At 63.4% G+C, this 19,745-nt stretch carries 19 protein-coding genes; 9 read left to right on the top strand and 10 right to left on the bottom strand.

Annotated features, from left to right (window positions below; all coding sequences use genetic code 11):
- Together A3840_RS14620 and A3840_RS14615 are read left to right on the top strand one after the other, a co-directional pair.
- Nucleotides 1–420: TOBE domain-containing protein (locus tag A3840_RS14620; RefSeq protein WP_131798338.1), on the top strand; the 420-nt coding region annotated here is incomplete at its 5' end.
- An 11-nt stretch (nt 421–431) separates the two neighbouring features.
- Entirely contained in the window at nt 432–1,511 is a 1,080-nt protein-coding gene (locus A3840_RS14615; RefSeq protein ID WP_082903921.1) for a Gfo/Idh/MocA family protein, read from the top strand.
- Here the strand turns inward: A3840_RS14615 and A3840_RS14610 are convergent.
- The 5 genes from A3840_RS14610 to A3840_RS14590 are packed head-to-tail and all read right to left on the bottom strand — an operon-like array spanning nt 1,481 to nt 7,012.
- Entirely contained in the window at nt 1,481–2,611 is a 1,131-nt protein-coding gene (locus tag A3840_RS14610) for a substrate-binding domain-containing protein (protein ID WP_245676631.1), read from the bottom strand. The two genes, A3840_RS14615 and A3840_RS14610, sit on opposite strands and share 31 nt — an antisense overlap.
- A gap of 60 nt (nt 2,612–2,671) precedes the next feature.
- On the bottom strand, nt 2,672–3,658 hold the full coding sequence (locus A3840_RS14605; protein WP_067458328.1) for an ABC transporter permease: 987 nt from the start codon (nt 3,656–3,658) through the stop codon (nt 2,672–2,674).
- Nucleotides 3,655–4,638 (bottom strand): ABC transporter permease, encoded by a 984-nt coding sequence (locus tag A3840_RS14600; protein WP_067458325.1) that lies wholly within the window; start codon nt 4,636–4,638, stop codon nt 3,655–3,657. Before A3840_RS14600 ends, A3840_RS14605 begins: the two co-directional genes overlap by 4 nt.
- Entirely contained in the window at nt 4,635–6,149 is a 1,515-nt protein-coding gene (locus A3840_RS14595; protein WP_067458322.1) for a sugar ABC transporter ATP-binding protein, read from the bottom strand. Before A3840_RS14595 ends, A3840_RS14600 begins: the two co-directional genes overlap by 4 nt.
- Complete coding sequence (locus A3840_RS14590) at nt 6,146–7,012, bottom strand: sugar phosphate isomerase/epimerase family protein (RefSeq protein WP_067458319.1); 867 nt, start codon at nt 7,010–7,012, stop codon at nt 6,146–6,148. The genes A3840_RS14595 and A3840_RS14590 overlap by 4 nt, the downstream gene beginning before the upstream one ends.
- A 291-nt stretch (nt 7,013–7,303) precedes the next feature.
- Between A3840_RS14590 and A3840_RS14585 the strand changes: the two genes are divergently transcribed.
- Entirely contained in the window at nt 7,304–8,320 is a 1,017-nt protein-coding gene (locus tag A3840_RS14585; RefSeq protein ID WP_165603189.1) for a helix-turn-helix transcriptional regulator, read from the top strand.
- Between the two features lie 22 nt (nt 8,321–8,342).
- Here the strand turns inward: A3840_RS14585 and A3840_RS14580 are convergent, their stop codons facing one another.
- Both A3840_RS14580 and A3840_RS14575 read right to left on the bottom strand, forming a co-directional pair.
- Nucleotides 8,343–8,681 (bottom strand): YciI family protein, encoded by a 339-nt coding sequence (locus A3840_RS14580; protein WP_067458313.1) that lies wholly within the window; start codon nt 8,679–8,681, stop codon nt 8,343–8,345.
- A 31-nt stretch (nt 8,682–8,712) separates the two neighbouring features.
- A complete protein-coding gene (locus tag A3840_RS14575; RefSeq protein WP_067458340.1) occupies nt 8,713–9,219 on the bottom strand; it encodes a nucleoside kinase in 507 nt (168 codons plus the stop codon).
- Nucleotides 9,220–9,424: 205 nt separating this feature from the next.
- Here A3840_RS14575 and A3840_RS14570 point away from each other — a divergent pair, with 205 nt between their 5' ends.
- Nucleotides 9,425–10,474 carry a LacI family DNA-binding transcriptional regulator gene (locus A3840_RS14570; RefSeq protein ID WP_067458310.1) on the top strand — a complete coding sequence of 350 codons (1,050 nt, stop codon included), beginning with the start codon at nt 9,425–9,427 and terminating at the stop codon, nt 10,472–10,474.
- A 2-nt stretch (nt 10,475–10,476) separates the two neighbouring features.
- Here A3840_RS14570 and A3840_RS14565 read toward each other — a convergent pair whose 3' ends face one another.
- Nucleotides 10,477–11,499: a LacI family DNA-binding transcriptional regulator gene (locus A3840_RS14565; protein ID WP_067458337.1), complete on the bottom strand. Its 1,023-nt coding sequence runs from the start codon at nt 11,497–11,499 to the stop codon at nt 10,477–10,479.
- Between the two features lie 174 nt (nt 11,500–11,673).
- On the opposite strand from A3840_RS14565, the gene A3840_RS14560 reads away from it, so the two are divergent.
- The 5 genes from A3840_RS14560 (at nt 11,674) to A3840_RS14540 (ending at nt 18,881) form a co-directional block, all read left to right on the top strand.
- Entirely contained in the window at nt 11,674–14,454 is a 2,781-nt protein-coding gene (locus tag A3840_RS14560; RefSeq protein ID WP_067458307.1) for a glycoside hydrolase family 2 protein, read from the top strand.
- A gap of 158 nt (nt 14,455–14,612) precedes the next feature.
- Nucleotides 14,613–15,689: an ABC transporter ATP-binding protein gene (locus A3840_RS14555; RefSeq protein WP_067458303.1), complete on the top strand. Its 1,077-nt coding sequence runs from the start codon at nt 14,613–14,615 to the stop codon at nt 15,687–15,689.
- An 88-nt stretch (nt 15,690–15,777) separates the two neighbouring features.
- On the top strand, nt 15,778–17,052 hold the full coding sequence (locus tag A3840_RS14550) for an extracellular solute-binding protein (RefSeq protein ID WP_067458300.1): 1,275 nt from the start codon (nt 15,778–15,780) through the stop codon (nt 17,050–17,052).
- Nucleotides 17,053–17,118: 66 nt separating this feature from the next.
- Entirely contained in the window at nt 17,119–18,000 is an 882-nt protein-coding gene (locus A3840_RS14545; RefSeq protein ID WP_067458297.1) for a carbohydrate ABC transporter permease, read from the top strand.
- Nucleotides 17,997–18,881, top strand: a complete 885-nt coding sequence (locus A3840_RS14540) for a carbohydrate ABC transporter permease (protein ID WP_082903918.1) — start codon at nt 17,997–17,999, stop codon at nt 18,879–18,881. The genes A3840_RS14545 and A3840_RS14540 overlap by 4 nt, the downstream gene beginning before the upstream one ends.
- A 162-nt stretch (nt 18,882–19,043) precedes the next feature.
- Here the strand turns inward: A3840_RS14540 and A3840_RS14535 are convergent, their stop codons facing one another.
- Both A3840_RS14535 and A3840_RS19890 read right to left on the bottom strand, forming a co-directional pair.
- On the bottom strand, nt 19,044–19,394 hold the full coding sequence (locus A3840_RS14535; RefSeq protein WP_067458294.1) for a hypothetical protein: 351 nt from the start codon (nt 19,392–19,394) through the stop codon (nt 19,044–19,046).
- Nucleotides 19,395–19,403: 9 nt separating this feature from the next.
- Nucleotides 19,404–19,745 (bottom strand): hypothetical protein (locus A3840_RS19890; protein WP_205633390.1); only part of this gene is annotated, 342 nt, incomplete at its 5' end.

Here is a 19,745-nt window from a genome sequence, read left to right as displayed (position 1 = left end):
GACCTCTACGATTTTCCCGCCAACATGTTCGTCGGCAGCTTCATCGGCTCGCCCGCCATGAATTTCCTCACCGGTACCGTGCGCCAGGAGCAGGGACGGCAGGTATTCGAAACGCCGAGCGGTTTCCACCTGCCGGTCGATGCCGGCGCGGGCGCGCCCGATGGCCTCGCGGCCACGCTCGGAATCAGGCCAGAGCATCTGCTGCTGGCCGATCCGGGGCAGGGCCTCAATGGCCGGATCGTAACCATCGAGCCGACCGGATCTGAAACATTCGTCGTGGTGCAATTGGGTGAAGATCGGATTTCGGCGCTGCTGCGGCAAAGGCTGTCCGCCAGCATCGGCGAGGAAATCTGGCTGGCGCCGCAGGCCGGCACGACGCATCTGTTCGACAGCGCCACATCCAGGCGGCTGGGCACCTGAGGCCCGAGGGGGTGGCAAAGCTCGGCGTCGCCATCATCGGATTGGGCATGGCGTCGCTGCCCCATGCGCGAGCACTCGCCGCCTTGCGCGACCGGATCGAGGTTCTCCATGCCTTCAGCCCGTCGCCGGAGCGGCGGGCGACCTTCGCACAGGCTCACGGCTTCCCCATTGCCGAGACGATCGAAACCATCTGGAACGATCCCCGCGTCGCAGCTGTATTGATCCTCACGCCGCCCAATACACATCTCGATCTGGTGCGCAGCGCTGCCGCTGCGGGCAAGCATATCCTGCTGGAGAAGCCAATCGAGGTTAGCACCCCACGAGCGGAGCGACTTGTCGCTTTGGCTGAAGAAGCTGGCATAAGAGTTGGAATTGTATTGCAGAACAGGTTTCGTCCCGCAGCGTCGGCGCTTCGGGAACTGATGCAGGAGGGACGGCTGGGGCCGCTGATCCATGCGAGTGCCCGCACCAGCTATTGGCGGCCGCAAAGCTATTACGACGAGCCGGGGCGAGGCAGTCTGGCTCGGGACGGCGGCGGCGTATTGCTGACCCAGGCCATACACAATCTGGACCTGATGCTGTCGCTGACCGGCGCACCCGAGACGGTGACCGGCTTTGCGACCACCAGCCCGGTTCATCAAATGGAAGGCGAGGACATGGCGGTGGCCAGCCTGCGCTTCACCAATGGCGCGCTTGGCAGCATCAGCGCCACAACCTGCGCCTTTCCGGGACAGCCCGACATTATCGAATTGATCGGCGAGCGGGGCAGGGCCGTGCTCGACGGCACCGTGCTTACCGCCCGCTTCCATGACGGTACCAGCCTGGATGTCGCCGGCGAGGATGCCGGCTCCGGTGCGGGCGCCGATCCGATGGGTTTTTCCAGCCAGGCCCATCAGGCCCTGATTTTGGACTTTGTCGAGGCCATCACCTCGGGGCGGCAGCCCGCCGCCTCCGGACGCGACGTGCTGGCCGTCCATGCCCTGATCGATGCTATTCTGCACTCGCGCGGCCAAGCGGTCCGCGTCAGAACTGGGGCGCCCGGGGGCGCCCCAGTTGCGGATTATTTCGAGCCGCCCCAGGCTTCGGGATAGCTCGGCATGTCCTCGCAGCCGCACATGGCGTAGTGCAGCGGCGGCATCTTTTCGTTGATATATTGGTCGAGCACGTCCTGGGTGATGGCCGGCTGCGGCAGGACCCATTCCGGGCTCGGCACCGGCTCGCCCTTGAGCGTGTTCACCGCCGCGATGATCGCGGTGCGCCATTGATAGGTCGGGTAGGTGGGGGCGATGCCCTTGAAGCCCAGGTCGCGCCATTTCTGCAGGTAGTCCTGCTGGTCTTCGCCAGTGACGACCGGGACGTCCATGCCCTGGTCCTCGAAGGCTTCCACGGCGGCAACGGCCGTTGCGCCGGCATCCATCCAGACGGCGTCGATGCCGCCGCGCTGCAGGTAGTCCTCGACGATCGACTTGGTCTTGGCATTGTCGCCGTCGGTGAATTCCTCGCCCAGGATGTCGAGACCGGCTTCCGTGAACATGTTGCGGGCGCCCGAGGCGCGGGTTTCGAGCACGTCGACGCCGGGCAGGATGCGCAGCATCAGCACTTTGCCGCCCGCCGGAACATTGGCGATGATGTGCTCGGCCGCCTGGATGCCGAAGCCGTAGCCGCCGACCGGATGCACGAAGGTGACGGGGCAATCGGTGGTGACGCCGCGGTCGAACACGATGACAGGCAGGCCGGCGGCACAGGCCTTTTCCACGGCGGGGGTCAGGGCCGCTGTCGAATTCGGCGACACGATCAGCACGTCGCAATCCCCGCCGGCCAGCAGGTCGTCGATATCGGCGATCTGCTTGTCGTCCGACCCTTCGGCATCGACATGGGTGAAGGTGCCGATTTCAGGGTGGAGCTTCACCTCTTCGGTCATGTTGGTATAGCCCACCACGCGCCAGGGATTGTTGACGCCGGCATTGGAGAAGCAGACGGTCCAGGGGCCGTCCTTCTTGTATTGGGCCGTGTCGGCCATCGAGTCCCCGGCATATTGCAGGTAGACCTGGTCGGCGGGGCCATTGAAGGTCGCGGTCAACTGGTCCCGTTGCTTGGCGAATTCCGCCGGATCGTCGAAGTTCGGCGCCTGGGCGCTCGCGGCGCCCGTCAGCATGCCGAGAACGGCTAAGGTCAATAAGGTCTTGTTCACGTCTTCCTCCCTTGTGAGCTTCTCACATGTGCTGGGACGGCCTTGGCCGCCCATCGTCCCTCATCGGCCGGCGCGCTTGCGCTGATAGGTGGCGAAAGCCACCGCGCCGATGAGTATCAGGCCCTGCACGACCAGCCGGACCGGCTGCGCCAGGCCGAGAAGGTTGAGCAGGGTAAAGATCGCTTCGAGGGCCAGCGCCCCGGCAATGGCCGCCGGCACCGAGCCGCGCCCGCCCAAAAGCTGCGCCCCGCCGATGACCGCCGCCGTAATCGCCTGCAGCTCGAAGCCCGAGCCGATATTGACCGAGACCCCGGCGCGTCCGCCCAGGATGATCCCGGCCAGAACGGCCGTCAGCGCCGATACCACGAAGGCGGAAATGCGCACCCTTTGCACCGGCACGCCGGCCAGGCGCGCCGCCTGGGGATTGTCGCCCGCGGCGTGCAGCATGCGGCCGAAATTGGTGCGGTGCATGCCCCACCACAGGGTGGCGCCGAAGACGACAAGGCAGATCACGGCGATGGGCAGGATGCCGATCAGCGGCACATCCGTGATGTTGTAGCGGCCGAAGAAGCGGAACGTGTCCGGCAGATAGCCGCGCGGCGCGCCGCCCGACCACATGAAGGCCACGCCATTGAGCGTGATCATCATGCCCAGGGTCGCGATCAGTGAGGGCACCTTGAGGTAGCTGACCACCAGGCCGTTGACGAGGCCGATCACCAGCCCGATGCCCAGCATCAGCGGAATGATCCAATAAGTCGAATTCGGATCGTTGCTGGCCAGCATGGATGAACCGATCACCGTCAGCGTCATGATCGAACCGACGCTGAGATCGAAGCCGCCCGAGACGATGACATAGAGCGCGCCGGCCGAAAGGATGGCCAGGGCCGCCACACGCTTCAGGAAATTCATGTAGCCGGTCGGTTCGCCGAAGGCGGGGTTCATGACGATGATGGCCAGGATCAGGGCCACGACCAGCACATAGACCGGGTTGATCTGCGGCAGGCGCCGCTTGCGGGTTTCGGGCCGGGAGAGGGATTGTTCGGTCATGCCACGGGCCTTTGCGACCGGGCGGCGTAGAAGGCCACGGCGGCCACGATGATGATGCCGCGCAGCACCTGCTTCACGAAGGCATCGACGCCGGCCACGTTGAAGATCGAGTCGATCAGCGAGAAGATGATGACGCCGGCCATGGTGCCCCAGATGCCGCCGCGTCCACCGGCCAGGACGGTGCCGCCGATGACCACGACGGCGATGGATTCGAGGTCATAAACCCCCTCGGCGCCGATCCAGGGCGCGCCGGAGCGCAGCCGCGACGCCAGGTAGATTCCGGCAATGGCGGCGCAGAGCGAGCAGATGACATGGGCGCCGATCACGACCCGCGCCGTCTTGATGCCGGCCAGGCGCGCCGCATCCTTGTTGCCGCCCACCGAATAGATGTCCGAGCCGAAGCGGGTGAAGCGCAGCACGAACCAGGCCAGCCCGGCCAGGGCGAACATGAAGAGCAGCGAATAGGGCACGATGCCCCATGCGCCATAGGCGAAGATCTGGAACTCGACCGGCACATTGCCGGCGAAATTATTGTAATAGTACGAGAGCACGCCCTGGATGATCAGCGACATGCCGAGCGTCGCGATCAGCGGATTGACCTCGAGCTTGGTGATCACCAGGCCATTGACCAGCCCGATCGCCGCGCCCAGCGCCAGCACCGCGGCGATCGCCGGCACCATCATGGCCGGATCGCCATTCATCATCACCGAAGTGACCACCGCCGCGGCCGAGATGACGCTGGCGACGCTGAGATCGATGGAGGCGACCAGGATGGCGAAGGTCTGCCCGATGGCGGTAATGCCCAGGGTGATGGAGCGGCCGAGTATGGCCACCAGATTGTCCAGCGTCAGGAAGCGTACCTGTCCCAAGGCAAGGAGCAGGATCACGTAAAGCGCGATGGCGGCGAGCAGCAGCAGGGTCGAGGCATGGCGCTCGAAGCGGAATCGTCGCGGCGCCCGATTCTGGGATATCTCCGTCATGCCGCCACCTCCGCCGCTTCCCCCGTTGCCGCCAGCATCAATTCGGCCTCGCTGGCGGAGCGCCCGAACTCGCCGACGATGCGGCCATCGCGCATGACCAGGATCCGGTCCGAGGCGCCCAGGATTTCGGGAAGGTCCGACGAGACCATCATCACGGCCGTGCCGGCGCGGGCGAGATCACGCATCAGGTGGTAGATGCTGGCCTTGGCGTCCACGTCGATGCCGCGCGTCGGCTCGATGAAGATCAGCACCTTGGGTTTCAGTGCCAGCCAGCGCGCCACGATGGCCTTCTGCTGGTTGCCGCCGGACAGGAACCGCATTTCCTGTTCATAGGAGGGAGCCCGAACCCGCATCCGGTCCAGCAGGGCATCCATGCCGGAAAGGTCGATGAAGCGATTGGCGCCGTTGCCGCCCAAAAGCCGCGCAAAGCTGCGGGCGGTGAGCATGCCGTTGTCACGCACCGACTGCATCAGCACCAGGCCGCTCGCCTTGCGGTCGCCCGGCAGCATGCCGATACCGGCGCGAATGGCGTCGCGCGGCGTCTTGATGTCCATGTGCTGGCCATCGATCGTCACCCGGCCCGACGTGAAGGGCAGGGCGCCGAACAAGGCCATGGCCAGAGCGGTGCGGCCCGCGCCCTGCAACCCGGCAAAGCCGACGATCTCCCCGGCGCGCAAGGTGAGGTCGATGTCGTGCACCGCATGATTGGCGCCGCCCGAGACGGTGAGGATATCCGCGCCGATCTCGTCCGGTTTGGCCGGATCTGGATAATATTCGGAAATGTCGCGCCCCACCATGGCGCGCACGATCATCTCGGGCGCCGGGACCTGGTCGAAGCGCGCCGTCACCTCGCCGTCCTTGAGCACGGTCACCCGGTCGGCGATCCGCGCCACCTCGCGCATGCGATGGGTGATATAGACGATGGCGGTGCCGGAGGCGCGCAACCGGTCGACCAGCGCAAAGAGCACGTCGCATTCGGCCTCGTTGAGCGCTGCAGTCGGCTCGTCCATGACGATGACCTTGGCATTGAGCGAAATGGCCTTGGCGATCTCGACCATCTGCTGGCTGGCCACGTCGAGATCGGCCACCAGCGTTTCCGGCGCGATACCGTGGCGCACGCCGAAAAGTTCCAGCACACGCCGGGTCTCGGCGATCATCGCTCTATTATCGATGAGGCCGTTCCTCAGCGGCTCGCGGCCCAGGAACAGGTTCTGCGCCACGCTGCGCTCGGGCAGCAGCGAAAATTCCTGGTAGATGACCGAAATGCCGGCCAGCAAGGCCTCCTGCGGGTGGCCAAAATGCTGCTCGGTCCCATCGATCAGCACCGCGCCGCTATCGGGCCGGTAAACCCCCGACAGGATTTTGATCAGCGTCGACTTGCCCGCGCCGTTCTCGCCGCACAGGGCATGCACTTCCCCCTTGCCGCAGGCAAAGGATACCTCGTGCAGGGCCCTGACGCCGGGGAAGGATTTGGAGATGGCCTGCATCTCGAACACGGGCGCTTCGATCATGCGGGCACCTCCCGGTCGGCCGCGTCCCAGGTGCGGCGGATGAAGGCGGCGCTTTCGGCAAACAGCGTTTCATGATCAGGGAAAAGCGGCCGCCAGACGCGCGTGGCCGCCGCGATGGCGGGTAGCCCGCTGCCAAAGGCCTCCAGCGTTACCCAGCCGTCATAGCCCGAGCGCCGGACGGCACCCATGATGGCCGGAAAATCGATATGCCCGCGCCCCGGGATGCCCCGGTCGTTCTCAGAAATATGGACGATGCCGACATGCGGGGCCACGATTTCATAGGCCTCCACCTGGTTGCGATCCTCGATATTGGCATGGAACGTATCATACATGATGCGCAGGGCGGGATGATCGACCCGGCGCGCATAATCGCGGCATTGGGCGGTGGTGTTGAGGAAATAGGTCTCGAAGCGGTTGAGATGTTCGAGGCTGAGATAGAGCCCGTTGGCCTGGGCGCGTTCGGCCAGAGCCCTATGGGCCTCGGCGCCGTGGGACAGTTCGCTTTCGCTGGGTCCGGCGCCGGTGAAATAGCCGATCGGCGCGTGGATGGGCCCGCCGACGCTCTGGGCCCCGAGGGCAATGGCGCAATCGAGCGCCCAATCGAGATGCCGGCGGCCGGCGGCGCGGGCATCCGCATCTGGCGAAATGGGGCTCGCATCCGGACTCGGCACGATGGAGGTGGTGCAGCGGTCGAGGCCGATGGCATCCAGCTCCCGCCCCAGCCAGGCATAATGGGCCGGATCGCCGGACAGAACCGGCACCTCTACCCCGTCATAGCCATGGGCCTTGATCCGCCGGATGGCCGGCAGATGTGCCTCGGTGACGAAATCGGTCAAGCACAGCAGATTGATGCCGAGCTTCATGTCCCACCCCTATGCCGGCGCCCCGGTCGAACAGCCTTGGGGTACGTACAACAATCGTTGCAGCCCGCCCCTTCGGCAGATTTCGAACAGTGCCGCATCCCGGCCTTGTGCAAAACGCCTCCACCGTCCGGCAAGCCCGTCCGACGGCTTGCTGTGCCGTTCTGATTGACTTGCGGACGCCCGACTCTCTAGCTTCAGGGCCAGGAGGCGAGCGCGACGATCATTGCCCAGCCAAGGGCGGCGCGCGTTCGAATGATAACACTGGTAGATTTTGAACATCGGGGGAGAAGCATGAACGCGGAAGCACGTTTACACGCCCTGGCGCGGCCAGCCGTATTCACCGAGCCGGGAGCGCTGATGTATGCGGGCAATTGCGCCGACCTGCACGAGGCCGCTCTGGCCGGCAAGGTGGCGCTCAACGCCTGGACCCGCCGCAAATATCCGGGCAGGCCATTGGGCGAGGCGCTGCCGCAGGTGCTTTCCGTGGGCGGCTGGGACGCGGCGCGCTCGCAGGATTGGGGGCTCAAGGAGCATTGCAACGAAGGGGTCAAGATCGCCTATCTGGCGCGTGGCACCATGGTGCTCAAGGTCGATGGCCAGCGCCATGAATTGACCGAGGGCCAGATGTTCGTCGTCCGCCCCTGGCAATTGCACCAGTTCGGCGATCCCCATGTCTCGGCCAGCCAGATCATCTGGGTGCTGTTCGACGTGGGCGTAAGGCGGCCGCACGAGGATTGGCTCTGGCCCGACTGGATGGCCTGGTCCGAGCGCGACACCGCGCGGCTGACCCGGCTGCTTTCGCGCAACGAGCAGCACGTGCTGACCGCCAGCCGCGATGTGGCGCGCAGCTTCCACGAGATCGACGGCATCGTCGCCGGCGGCGATATTGCCGGCAGCGAGACGCGGTTGCGGTTGATCATTTCGCTGCTGCTGCTGCAATTCATGGAGCAATTGGAGCGGCAGGCGCCGGTGCTGGATGATCACCTGGCCAGTTCCAAACGCACCGTGCAGATTTTCCTCCAGCGGCTGCCCCATGCGCTGGACGAGCATTGGACGCTGGAAAACATGGCGGCGGAATGCAATCTGTCTCGCACGCAATTTTCCCAGCATTGCCAGGCGCTGACCAATATGACGCCGGTGCGCTACCTGCAGATGGTGCGCCTCGAGGCGGCCAAGAAATGGCTCGCCGAGCGGGCCTCGGCCACGATCACCGAGATCGCCCATGAATGCGGCTTTTCCTCCAGCCAATATTTTGCAACCTGCTACAAGCGCCGCTTCGGCTTTTCGCCGCAGGAGACGCGGCGCTAGGCACCGCTGCAACCGGCGCTGGTCAGGTCATGAAGGGCATGATGTCCACCGCATCCCCGGGAAAGACCATGAAATGGGGATGGTTTTCGAACAGGCGCGCCGCTGCTTCGATAGTTTCGGCCTCGACCACCACATAGCCGCAAATGCTGTTGGTGGCCGGGGCGATGCCCTCTCGGGTGACGCGCAGGGTCTTGCCCACCATGCCGCCGCCATCGGCAAAGGCAGCGGCATGGCCCGCCTGCCATTGCTCCCATTTCGGCAGGCCCTCGGCATCGATCGCGTCCTGCTGCTCTTTCGGCAGCGCCCGAAAACGCGCCAGGTCCTCGGGCTGCATGGTGTAGACGGCGAGAAAGCGTGGCATGACGAATCTCCTCCTGGGGCAGGAGAATATCCTAGCATTGCGCCAGAATGGCGTCGACGACAGCGGCGAGCGGGCGCGTGGCGTCGATGCGGATTCCGCCGGCCGGCTGGTCGCGACCCGTCCGGTGCAGTTCCCGGGTGATGGCGCGCTCGGCTTCGGTTTCGCCCCATTCGCCGGTGCGGGTCTTGAGCCGGCTCTCGATCAGCGGCCAGTCGGCTTCGAGGATGAACACGGCATCGAACAGGTGAACGAACTTGTCGTGGTTGCGCGAGCCGCCACAAAAGAAGGTCATCGCGTGGCTCTGGTCCGCCGCCAGGGCGCGTACCTGCTCGGGATCCCAGATGTGGTGGTCGTTGAGAAAATGCAGATCGTCCGAGCGACGCTCGGGCGGCAGCCGCGCGCCGGTCTCCGGATCGCCCTGATAGGCGAGCACCCGGTCGCCATGCACGACATGATAGCCACGCCGCTCGAGCTCAGTGGCCACCGACGTCTTGCCGGACCCTGAAACGCCTTCGATGAGATAGTTGCGTATGGCCATGGACTTGTACCCGAGGATGATCCTGATGCCTGCCAGCCCGGGATGCAAGGGCTGGCCCAGGCCAAATACCATGCTCGACAAGACCGCCCAACCGGCGACGCGTTGCAGCCCGCATCAGGCCGAAGACTTTCCTACTAATAGCTGCTAATGTTCTATTAGCAGAATGGGTCGGCGTCTCTAGATGACTACACAAGAGAAAAAGCGAATGCGGCAGAGTGCCGGCGAGAATGGGGTGCGGCGGGCAACGATGACCGACATTGCGAGGGAGGTCGGCTGCTCGCAGGCTACGGTCTCGTTTGTATTGAACAATACGCCGGGAATTCGGCTGTCGGACGAGACGCGGCGGCGGGTCATCGAGACGGCGCGGCGGATTGGCTATGAGGTGCCCGTGCAGGGCCGCGCAGCCGAAGGTGGCCGTGGCAATCGCGGGCAAATCGCCTTTATCGTCGACCAGCTGGCCACCAGCCCGGAAGCCGTTCAGGCCATCGAAGGGTTGAGCCAGGCGGCGCAGGCCATCGGCAGCCTGGTCTTCGTCGCGCAAAGTCGAGGCGATGCGGAGATGGAGCGCGATCTGGTTGAGGCTTTCCTGCAGCAGGGCGCGACCGCGATAGTCTATATGACCATCTTCACCCGCGAGGTGAAAATCCCCAATGCATTGCAAGGACTTAACATACCGGTGCTGCTCCTGAACTGCTATTCCGCGGGGCAATCGGCGCCTGCCGTTGTGCCGAGCGAGATTGCAGGCGGGCAGCGGGCGACCCATTATCTGATCTCCAAGGGGCACCGTCGGATCGCCACGATTACCGGTGAAAGCTGGATGGAAGCCGCCCAGGATCGCCTCAAGGGCTATCGTCGGGCCCTGGCGACCGCCGATATTCCCTTCGACGCGGATCTGGTGTTCAGCGGCGACTGGTCGGCCAGCGCCGGCTATGAGGCGACGCGCAAGATCCTCGGCCTGACCGAGGTGCCCACGGCAATTTTCTGCCAGAATGACCGCATGGCCATTGGCTGTTATGAGGCGCTGAAGGAGGCTGGATATGAAATTCCGGCGGACATGTCGGTGATTGGCTATGACGACGAGGAGATCGCCCGGCACATGCATCCGCGGCTGACGACATCGATATTGCCGCATCGGGCGATGGGGCAATGGGTGGTCGAGCGCCTGTCCGAATCCATGGCCGACACGCGCTTCTCGCTCACCAAGCTGGAATGTCCATTGGTGGAGCGGGATTCAGTCGGCGCGCCGCGAAAATAGGGTCAAGCCTTTGGCGGCCTTATCGATTCCCGGTCCACGAACTGGCATTCGATCTTGAGCTTCTGCAGCCGCTCGTCGGCATCCAGCCCCTCGAAGTCATCGAGCAATTGGCCGACGGCCCAACGGGCCATTTCATCATGCGGCAGCACCATGGTGGAAAGCGGCGGGTTGAGGCCTGCCGAAATGTCCTCGTCATCGAAGCCAATGACGGACAAATCCTCGGGGATCGAGAGGCCGAGAAGGTGCGCGGCCTCGTAGCAGCCCATGGCCATGCGATCGCAATAACAGAAAATCGCGCTGGGTCGCTCGGGCTGGGACAGGAGGGTCAAGGCGCGCTCCCGGCCCGCGGCTATGCTCCAGCCGCCCAGCGTCACCAGCCGCTCATCCACGGGGATGCCGTGCCGTTCCATCGCCTTGCGGAAGCCCTTTTCGCGGTGAACGGCCGCTTCCACGATATGTTCGCCGGCCAGATGCGCGATGCGGCGATGTCCCGCCCTGATCAGGGTCTCGGTCGCAATATAGCCGCCGACCATGTCGCCGGGCACTGCCGAGGGGAAGCGCACCTTGCGTTCGTAGCAATTCAGCAGCACGAGCGGCAGGCGGGAAAAGTATTCAGGAACAGTCACTTCGCGGGTAATCAGCGTGGAGTAGATGACGCCCAGAGCGTTCTGGGCCAGCAGCATGTCGAGCGCGGCCTGCTCCAGCGCCTGTGTCCCTCCGGTGAAAAACACGGCGACCGCGACATCCTGCAAGGCCGCCTCGTCCCGTGCACCCTCGAGGAGCGGCCCGAGCATGGGTGTGGTTGTCGCCTCGTCGATGAACAGGCCGATTATCCGGGTACGGTCGGCGGGGAGCGGATGAACCTGGCCGCGCCGATAGCCCAGCGTTTCGGCTGCTTCCTGCACGCGGCGACGGGTGGCCTTGGAGATTCGGGAATTGGCGACGCCATTGAGCACCAGCGATACGGTCGCTTGCGATACCCCGGCCAGATCCGCCACATCGTGCATAGTCGCACGCTTTTCCATAGCCACTCCCGTCTCTGTCAGACGTGACGTTTTAGGCGAATGCGTTGGCACATTGCTAGCGTTGACCGTGGGAATTCGAGCCCAACGGAGCGTGATTGGCTACCCCTTGCCAAGCCCATCATTTCGATCCTATGGTGATAATACTATAACTAATAATAGTGATGGGTGGGGTTGATGAATCTGGGCCGAGCCGCTGCCGCTGAAGCGGTCGTTTCACCGCGCGGTACACTTTCGCTGGATGGCGTCTGGCAATTCCGACACGAGGATGGCCCCTGGCGCGACGCCCATGTGCCGCAACCCTGGCAGGCCGAATTTTCCGACCTCGTCGATACGTTCGGTCATGCAATCTACAAGCGCAGCTTTGCCCTGCCGGGGGGCTGGGAAAGCCGCGACCTGTTCCTGCGTTTTGGCGCCGTCAGCTATTATTGCGAGGTCTTCCTCAATGGCCAGAAGCTGGGCAGCCATGAGGGGGGCTTCCTGCCGTTCGAATTCGCCGTCGATCCCGGCCTGCTGCGCGCGAGCAACGAAATCGAGGTGCGGGTGACCATGCCCTCGGCCGACCGCCGGGCGTTTCCCAATTTTCCCTTTTCGGAAATTCCGCACGGCAAGATTTCCTGGTACGGGCGCATTGGCGGGCTCTGGCAATCGGTGAGCCTGGAAGCGCGGGACCCGCGCCGGCTCGAGAGCGTCGTCATTGAGGCAGGCATGGACGGCCATGTCAGCGCCGAACTCGCCTTCAGCGCTGCCGCTATCGGCCTGCCGGTGCAGGTCGCCGTCATCGATTCCACCGGAAAGACGATGGCAGAAACCAGCGTCATTGCCGCGGAAAAACTGGCGGTCAGCCTTGACGTGCCGGATGCCAAACTCTGGGACATCTACCAGCCGAACCTCTACACCCTGGTCGTAACGCTCGATGCCGAGATCGACGTGGTCGAAGAGACCTTCGGCTTCCGCACAATCACCACCGGGAACGGGCAAATCCTGCTCAACGGCAAGCCGATCTATATGCGCGGCGCGCTGGACCAGGATTATTATCCCGACGGCATCTATACCCCGCCATCGCTGGCGTTCCTGGAAGACCAGGCGCGCAAGGCGATCGAGCTGGGCCTCAATACGCTGCGCTGCCACATCAAGGTGCCGGACCCGCGCTATTACGACGTGGCGGACCGGTTCGGGCTCCTGGTCTGGACCGAAGTGCCCAATGTCGCCAGCTTCACCTCCGATTCCGCCCGCCGCATGCGGGAAACGCTGATCGGCATCCTCGCCCGCGACCGCAATCATCCCTCGATCATCGCCTGGACGCTGATCAACGAGGATTGGGGCACAAGGCTGATGGAAAATGCCGAGCACCGGCAATGGCTCAAGGACAGCTATGATTGGCTCAAGGCCGAAGACAGCACCCGCCTTGTGGTCGACAATTCCGCCTGTTTTCCCAATTTCCACGTCAAGACCGACCTCAACGATTACCATTACTATCGCTCGGTCCCCGAGCGCCGGCAGGAATGGGACGACATCACCGCGCAATTCGCGGCCGGGGCGGACTGGACCTTCTCGCCGCTGGGCGATGCCGAGCGGCGGGGCGACGAGCCGCTGATCGTTTCCGAATTCGGTGTCTGGGGTCTTCCCGATCCATCCAAGCTGCGCAACGAGGATGGCAGCGAGCCCGACTGGTTCGAGACCGGAGCGCTCTGGGGCGATGGCGTCGCGCTGCCGCACGGCATCGAGGAACGCTTCGCTGCGCTCGACCTGGCCCGCACCTTCGGCAGTTTCGATGGTTTTATCGAGAAGGTGCAATGGTATCAGTTCATGAACCTGCGCTACCAGATCGAGGAAATGCGGCGCTATCCCTCGATCATGGGTTACGTCATCACCGAATTGACGGACGTGCATTGGGAGGCCAATGGCCTGCTCGACATCGAGCGGAATCCGCGCGTCTTCCACGACGTGTTCGGCTCCATCAATGCCGATGTCGTCATCGTGCCGCGTCCGGAGCGCTATGCGGCGCGGGCAGGGGAGTCCCTTGCCATCGAGCTCCGCATCGCCACCGGCGGCCAGTCCATCCCATCCGGCGCCACGCTAAGCTGGAGCGGTGGCGTAAGCGGCTCCCTGAGCGTTCCGGCAACGGGTCCGGTATCGGTCGCCGATCTGGGCCGCCAGCAAATAACCATGCCGGACCTGCCGGCAAACAGCATGCTGCAACTCGATTTCGTTCTCGAAGCCGGCGGCAAGGTTCTGGCGCGCAATAGCTGCGAGATCGCGCTTTACGCCCGCCGCCCAACGACCGGGCTGCCGACAATCGCCGCCGCCGATCCCAATCTCGCCGCCTATGCCGGTGGCCTCGGTTATCAGGTGGTGCCGGCATCGGCGGCGGATGTCGTGCTCTGCCATGCGGTCGACGGCGACGACGTGGAAGCCATCAAGGTCGGCGCCAGATACCTGATCCTGGCCGACGGCACCGTCGAGACCAATCGTAACCTCAGAACCGACATGCCGGACGGGGAATTGCCCCATCGGTCCATAATTGCCGATGGCAAGACCTTCCGGCCCAGCCTCGACCAGCACCTGCCGGGCATCAGCCTGGTGGAGCGCGACGGCACGATCTGGCGCGGCGACTGGATCGCCGGCTTCTCTTGGGTGAGGCGTGAGGGGGCGTTCGCAGACATTCCGGGCGGGCCGATTTTCGATCTCAGCTTTTCCGACGTGGTGCCGCATCACCTGCTGACCGGCTTCCGTCCCTGGGAATTCGGCAGCAACGTCATTGCCGGCATGGTCTGCGGATGGGTGCACAAGCCGGCGGCCATCATCGGCGAAAAGCGGGTCGGACGGGGTGGCGTCGTGGCAACGACCTTCCGGCTGACGCGGCGGGCGCCCGGGGCCGATCCGGTGGCGGCGGCGATTTTCGACGGGCTGGTGAGGACGGCGCGTGAATTGAAGGTGGACGCGGGGGTGATTTGAAAGCCGGCTTCTTCACCTCTCCCCCAAGGGAGAGGTGAAGAAGGGCCCGTGGGTTTGGGCATGGAATTCCTTTCTCCCCAGCGGAGAAGGTTGCCCGAAGGGCGAACGAGCATGGACCGGAAGACAGCAAAGCTGCGCTGGTCGAAGAGGAGGAACGTATGGCCGATATCGTGCTCAAGGACGTGAGCAAAGCCTATGGCGTCGTGCAGGTGCTCGATAATGTCAGCATGCACATTCGCTCCGGTGAATTCATCGTCTTTCTGGGGCCTTCAGGCTGCGGAAAATCGACCTTGCTGCGCATGATCGCCGGGCTCGAGGCGGTCAATTCGGGCGAGATTCACATCGGTGACCGTCGCGTCGATACCCTGCCGCCCAATCGGCGCGGCGTGGCCATGGTCTTCCAGAACTACGCGCTCTATCCGCACATGACGGTGCGGCAGAACATGAGCTTCGGGCTGGAGAATATCGGCACCGACAAAGCCGAGATCGCCCGCCGTGTCGATGAGGCGGCGCGCATGCTGGAAATCGGCCCCATGCTCGACCGGCGCCCGGCCCAGCTTTCCGGCGGCCAGCGCCAGCGTGTCGCCATTGGCCGCGCCATCGTGCGCGAGCCCGACGCCTTCCTGCTCGACGAGCCCCTCAGCAATCTCGACGCGGGCCTGCGCGTGCGCACCCGCGTGGAACTGGCGCAGCTGCACCAGCGCATCGGGACCACCATGATTTTCGTGACCCATGACCAGACCGAAGCCATGACCCTGGCGAGCCGGATCGTGGTGATGAACAATCGCAAGGTCGAGCAGATCGGCACGCCCATGGAAATCTATTCGCGCCCGGCGAGCCGCTTCGTCGCCGCCTTCGTCGGCTCGCCGGCGATGAATTTCATCCCCGTTTCGGCCATCCGCAACACGGATAGCGGTCTGCAGGTCGAGGCCGGCGGCGCGACCATCACTGCCGCTTTCGCCAGTCCGGCCGGCAACGTTGAGGGGCTGACGCTCGGCATTCGGCCCGAAGCCTTGAGGGTTGCGAGCGACGGCGCCCTCAAGGGCCGCATCGCGCTGCTCGAGCGGCTGGGGGATCGGACCCTGGTGCATGTGACCCTGGCCGACGGAACGCTGGTCATCGGGGAGGATGTCGGCAAGAGCACGCTCGAACCGGGCACCGAAGTGGCCCTGGCGATAGATGGCGCGGGCACGCACCTGTTTGACGCCGAAGGGGTCGCCTACCACGCCGACTGACCGGACCTGTTTACGGCCAGGCGGCATTGCTCGATGCGCCGCCTCCAGCCGGAAATCCAGCATTGAGCGCAATGGGAGGAATGACGAAATGAAGATGAATTTGAAGCGCCTGGCGCTGATCTCCACCGCCTTCGTGAGCCTGACCGGCGCGGTGGCGGCCCAGCAGAATGTCGTGTGGTGGGATTTCCTCGCCGGCGGCGACGGCATCCGCATGAAGGCCCTGATCGACGGCTTCAATGCCGAACATAGTGGCGAAATCCAGATCCAGGCAACGACCCTGGAATGGGGCACCCCGTTCTACACCAAGCTCCAGACCTCGGCAGCCATCGGTGAAGGGCCCGACATCGCCACCTATCACCTCAGCCGCATTCCCCTGGCCGTCGATAGCGGCACGCTGAGCGAAATCTCCGATGACGACCTCGCCGGCGCGGGGATTTCCGACGCGGACTTCACCGAGGCGGCAGTGCAGGCAGCCAGCGTCGACGGCACGCGCTACGCCGTTCCCTTCGACCAGCATGGCCTCATTCTCTACTACAACAAGGACATGCTCGGCGAGGCCGGCCTGCTCGACGAGAACGGCCTGCCAACCGGGCTGGACGGGCTGGAGAATTTCGACGCCATCCTCGCCCAGTTCAGCGGCGACGGCAAATATGGCGTCTCGACGCCGACCGGCGACCGCTACCGCACCATCTACAGCCTGTTCGGCCAGCAGGGCGGCACCATGTTCGATGAAGCGGCGGGCGGTTTCTTCCCGACCGACGAGGACCTCAGCAAGCTCACCACGGCGATCGAGGTCGTGAAAGGCTGGGTCGACAAGGGCTATACTCCGGTCCAGGTCGAAAGCCCGGCGGCCCTGGCGCTCTTCACCTCCGGCCAGGCGCCGTTCTTCATCATGGGCAATTGGGAAATCCCGACCTTCGTGGACCTCCACGCCAAGGGCGAATTGTTCGAATGGGGCGCGGTCGAACTGCCGACGCTGTTCGAAACCAAGGCGGCCTGGTCCGACTCGCATGCCTTCGTCATCCCGGCCAATGCCGGCAAGGAAAATGATCCGGAAAAGCGCGCCGCGGTGATGAAGGTCATCGCCTGGATGGACCAGCATTCGCTCGATTGGGCCGGCGCGGGTCATATCCCGGCCTTTAACGCCGTCCGCGAGAGCGCCGAGTTCCAGGCGCTCAAGCCGCAATCGGACTATGCCGGGTTCGCCGATACCGCCGTGTTCGATCCGCGCACCATTCTCGCCGGTCCCGCCGCGCCCCTGGGCGATGCGTGGAGCAATTTCATCAATCCGGCCACGACGGGCGAAATCGACCCCGCCGATGCCGCCGAGCAGATGCGCGACGACCTCAACAGCCAGCTCTAGGTGGAATTGGGGTGCAGGGCATCTCCTGCACCCTTCTCACCCAGGTCGCGACGGGAGGAGAGAGCAATGCTCAGGGACAAGCGGCAGGAATATCTGACGGCACTGATCCTGGTGGGGCCGTTCGTTCTCATCTATGGCGTGCTGTTCGTCTGGCCCACCATCCAGATGGTGATGCTCAGTTTCACCGACGCGCCGCTGATCGGCCCCGGCGAATGGGTTGCCTGGGAGAATTACGTCAAGATACTCGGCCATCGGCTGTTTCATTCCGCCTTCTGGAATACCGCCTATTTCGTGCTGCTGACGGTGATCCCGAACACGCTGGTTTCCCTGCTGATCGCCATGGCGGTCAACCGCCTCGACGGGTGGAAGCAAGGGCTGGTGCTGGCCTGTTTCTTCCTGCCCTATATCCTGCCGGTCTCGGTGGTGTTCCTCACCTGGAACTGGATTATCGATGTCCAATATGGCCTGGCACAGGTCTTCGTCCGCCCGTTCAATGGCGGCGAGCCGATGTCGCTCACCCGCACCATTCCCGCCTTCATGCCGACAGTGGCCTTTGTCACCATCTGGTGGACGATGGGCTTCAATATCCTGCTGTTCATTGCCGGCCTGCGGACAATTTCGCCGGAAATTTACGAAGCGGCGTCCCTAGACAGCGCCGGGCGCTGGCGACAATTTTCACGCATCACCTGGCCGCTGATCTGGCCGATCACGGTTCTGGTGCTGACCATCCAGCTCATCGCCCAGCTCAAAATCTTCGACCAGGTCTACCTGTTCTCGATCGGCGGACGGCAGGACGCCACCATCACGCTGGTGCAATACATCTACAAACTAGCCTTCCAGCAGAACCGCGGCGGCGAAGCGGCCACAGCGGCCGTGCTCCTGTTCGCCATGATCGTGGTCCTGTCCGTCCTGCAATACCAATTGCTCCGCGCCCGAGGTGAAAAATGAGCACCGAGATCCTTTCGCGCAGCCAGGCGGCCACGGTCGATCGCGCCCGCCGCGACCGGCCCCTCGATTTCATCGGCATCGCTCTGACCGCAATCACGCTGCTGGTGGCCCTGGCGTCGTTCTTCCCCATCTACTGGGCGATCATCACCTCGATCAAAACCGACAGCGAGGTCATCTCGGGCGGCAACAGCCTGTGGCCCAACCGGTTCTCGTTCGACAGCTATGTCCACATCTGGACCAACACCAATATCGGCATCTGGTACGTCAATTCCTTCGTCACCTCGCTGGCGATAACGATCCTGGTCATCGTCAGCTCGGCCGGCTGCGCCTATGCCCTCAGCCAGCTCGACTTCCCGGGCCGGCGGGTGATCTATGTGTTGATCCTGGCCTGCTTCATGGTGCCCATGCAGGCCCTCATCGTGAACCATTTCGTGTTGATGGCGCAGTTCAAGCTGCTCAACACCTGGGCCGGCATCATCCTGCCGCAGCTGATCGTTCCGGTGACCATCATCGTCTACAAGCAGTTCTTCGACAGCGTGCCCAAGGAATTCCGCGAGGCCGCGCAGATGGATAGCGCCGGCCACTTCAAGATTTTGTTCCGCATCTACCTGCCAATGAACTGGGGGGTGACCGCAGCCCTGGCCATCATCACCTTCATCGGCGCCTGGAACGCCTTCCTCTGGCCCTTCCTCGCCGCGACGGGCGAAGCGACCATGACCGTGCCGGTCGGCATCACCCAGGTGAAGGACGCCTATGGCATCGTCTACGGCAAACTCATGGCCTCAGCCGTGGTCGCCGGCCTGCCGGTGGCCATCATCTACCTCATCTTCCAGCGGCGAGTGACACAGGCAATCATGCTGTCGGCGGGTGTGAAGGGGTGAGGGTGAGTTTTGATAGTCTGGACGTGCCCGCCCTCGTGGTTCGAGCCTGCGCTGCGCACTTCACTCTGTGGGCTATGGGTAGTCGATAACTCTGTCGCTTTTCAACCTCTCCGGTCAGACATCAACTCGATAAATGGAACAATTGGCTAAAATGGTCGGTAGTTACGTCTTGCCCAATGTCTCAATGATGCTCTTCATCACTTCATCGGTACCAAGCGCTTTTCGGCGGGCTCTGTTTAGAAGATTCTCCATTGGCTTGTACCAATAGTACTCGTTTTCATCGTTTGATGGCAAATCTTCATCTGTAAAAGTTTCTGCTAAGGCGCCATTCGAATTATAAAGCCGGACAACAATAATCGGGTTTCCGTCTCGGATTTTTTCAGATAGCAGGACCGTGTTACTTCCGACTTCTACTTTATATTGCCCGTCATTTACGCCTTCTTCCCATTCTAGCTTGCCGGCCTCGGTCTGCCGGATTAGCAGCTCAATGATCTGCACTCGTTGATCTGACATTTTCTTGTCCTATACAATGCGAGCAATAACCTCGGACAGGTGGTCTATCTGCGTCATCACTTGCCCGCTCATTTTGGATGCATTGATCGCACTGCCATCCCTAACGTGTCGCTCTACCTGAAGTTCGAGCTCTCGGAAAACTATAGCAGCTGTGCGCACTGCCTCTTTATCCTCTACTGACAGCTCTTCGTGCCTGACACGGATTCCTACAAGTAAATTCCGCACCCGCGAAAAGCGATCAGGCAGCTTCGGCCATTCCGACCCACGTTGTAGACGTCTGATTTCTTCTAGTTCAGTTAAGGCGGTCGAGAGGTTGGTCTGCCCCCTGAAAAGTGGTCCTCCCTGAAGTAG

Source organism: Devosia elaeis, assembly GCF_001650025.1.
Lineage (GTDB): Bacteria > Pseudomonadota > Alphaproteobacteria > Rhizobiales > Devosiaceae > Devosia > Devosia elaeis.
The sequence above is the reverse complement of the archived record's forward strand: the minus strand, read 5'-3'. Positions and strand labels throughout refer to the sequence as shown.

Coding starts and splice junctions, on each gene's coding strand:
- A3840_RS14605 (WP_067458328.1), bottom strand. CDS start 3,658: ATGACCGAACAATCCCTCTCCCGGCCCGAAACCCGCAAGCGGCGCCTG.
- A3840_RS14600 (WP_067458325.1), bottom strand. CDS start 4,638: ATGACGGAGATATCCCAGAATCGGGCGCCGCGACGATTCCGCTTCGAG.
- A3840_RS14595 (WP_067458322.1), bottom strand. CDS start 6,149: ATGATCGAAGCGCCCGTGTTCGAGATGCAGGCCATCTCCAAATCCTTC.
- A3840_RS14590 (WP_067458319.1), bottom strand. CDS start 7,012: ATGAAGCTCGGCATCAATCTGCTGTGCTTGACCGATTTCGTCACCGAG.
- A3840_RS14585 (WP_165603189.1), top strand. CDS start 7,304: ATGAACGCGGAAGCACGTTTACACGCCCTGGCGCGGCCAGCCGTATTC.
- A3840_RS14580 (WP_067458313.1), bottom strand. CDS start 8,681: ATGCCACGCTTTCTCGCCGTCTACACCATGCAGCCCGAGGACCTGGCG.
- A3840_RS14575 (WP_067458340.1), bottom strand. CDS start 9,219: ATGGCCATACGCAACTATCTCATCGAAGGCGTTTCAGGGTCCGGCAAG.
- A3840_RS14570 (WP_067458310.1), top strand. CDS start 9,425: ATGCGGCAGAGTGCCGGCGAGAATGGGGTGCGGCGGGCAACGATGACC.
- A3840_RS14565 (WP_067458337.1), bottom strand. CDS start 11,499: ATGGAAAAGCGTGCGACTATGCACGATGTGGCGGATCTGGCCGGGGTA.
- A3840_RS14560 (WP_067458307.1), top strand. CDS start 11,674: ATGAATCTGGGCCGAGCCGCTGCCGCTGAAGCGGTCGTTTCACCGCGC.
- A3840_RS14555 (WP_067458303.1), top strand. CDS start 14,613: ATGGCCGATATCGTGCTCAAGGACGTGAGCAAAGCCTATGGCGTCGTG.
- A3840_RS14550 (WP_067458300.1), top strand. CDS start 15,778: ATGAAGATGAATTTGAAGCGCCTGGCGCTGATCTCCACCGCCTTCGTG.
- A3840_RS14545 (WP_067458297.1), top strand. CDS start 17,119: ATGCTCAGGGACAAGCGGCAGGAATATCTGACGGCACTGATCCTGGTG.
- A3840_RS14540 (WP_082903918.1), top strand. CDS start 17,997: ATGAGCACCGAGATCCTTTCGCGCAGCCAGGCGGCCACGGTCGATCGC.
- A3840_RS14535 (WP_067458294.1), bottom strand. CDS start 19,394: ATGTCAGATCAACGAGTGCAGATCATTGAGCTGCTAATCCGGCAGACC.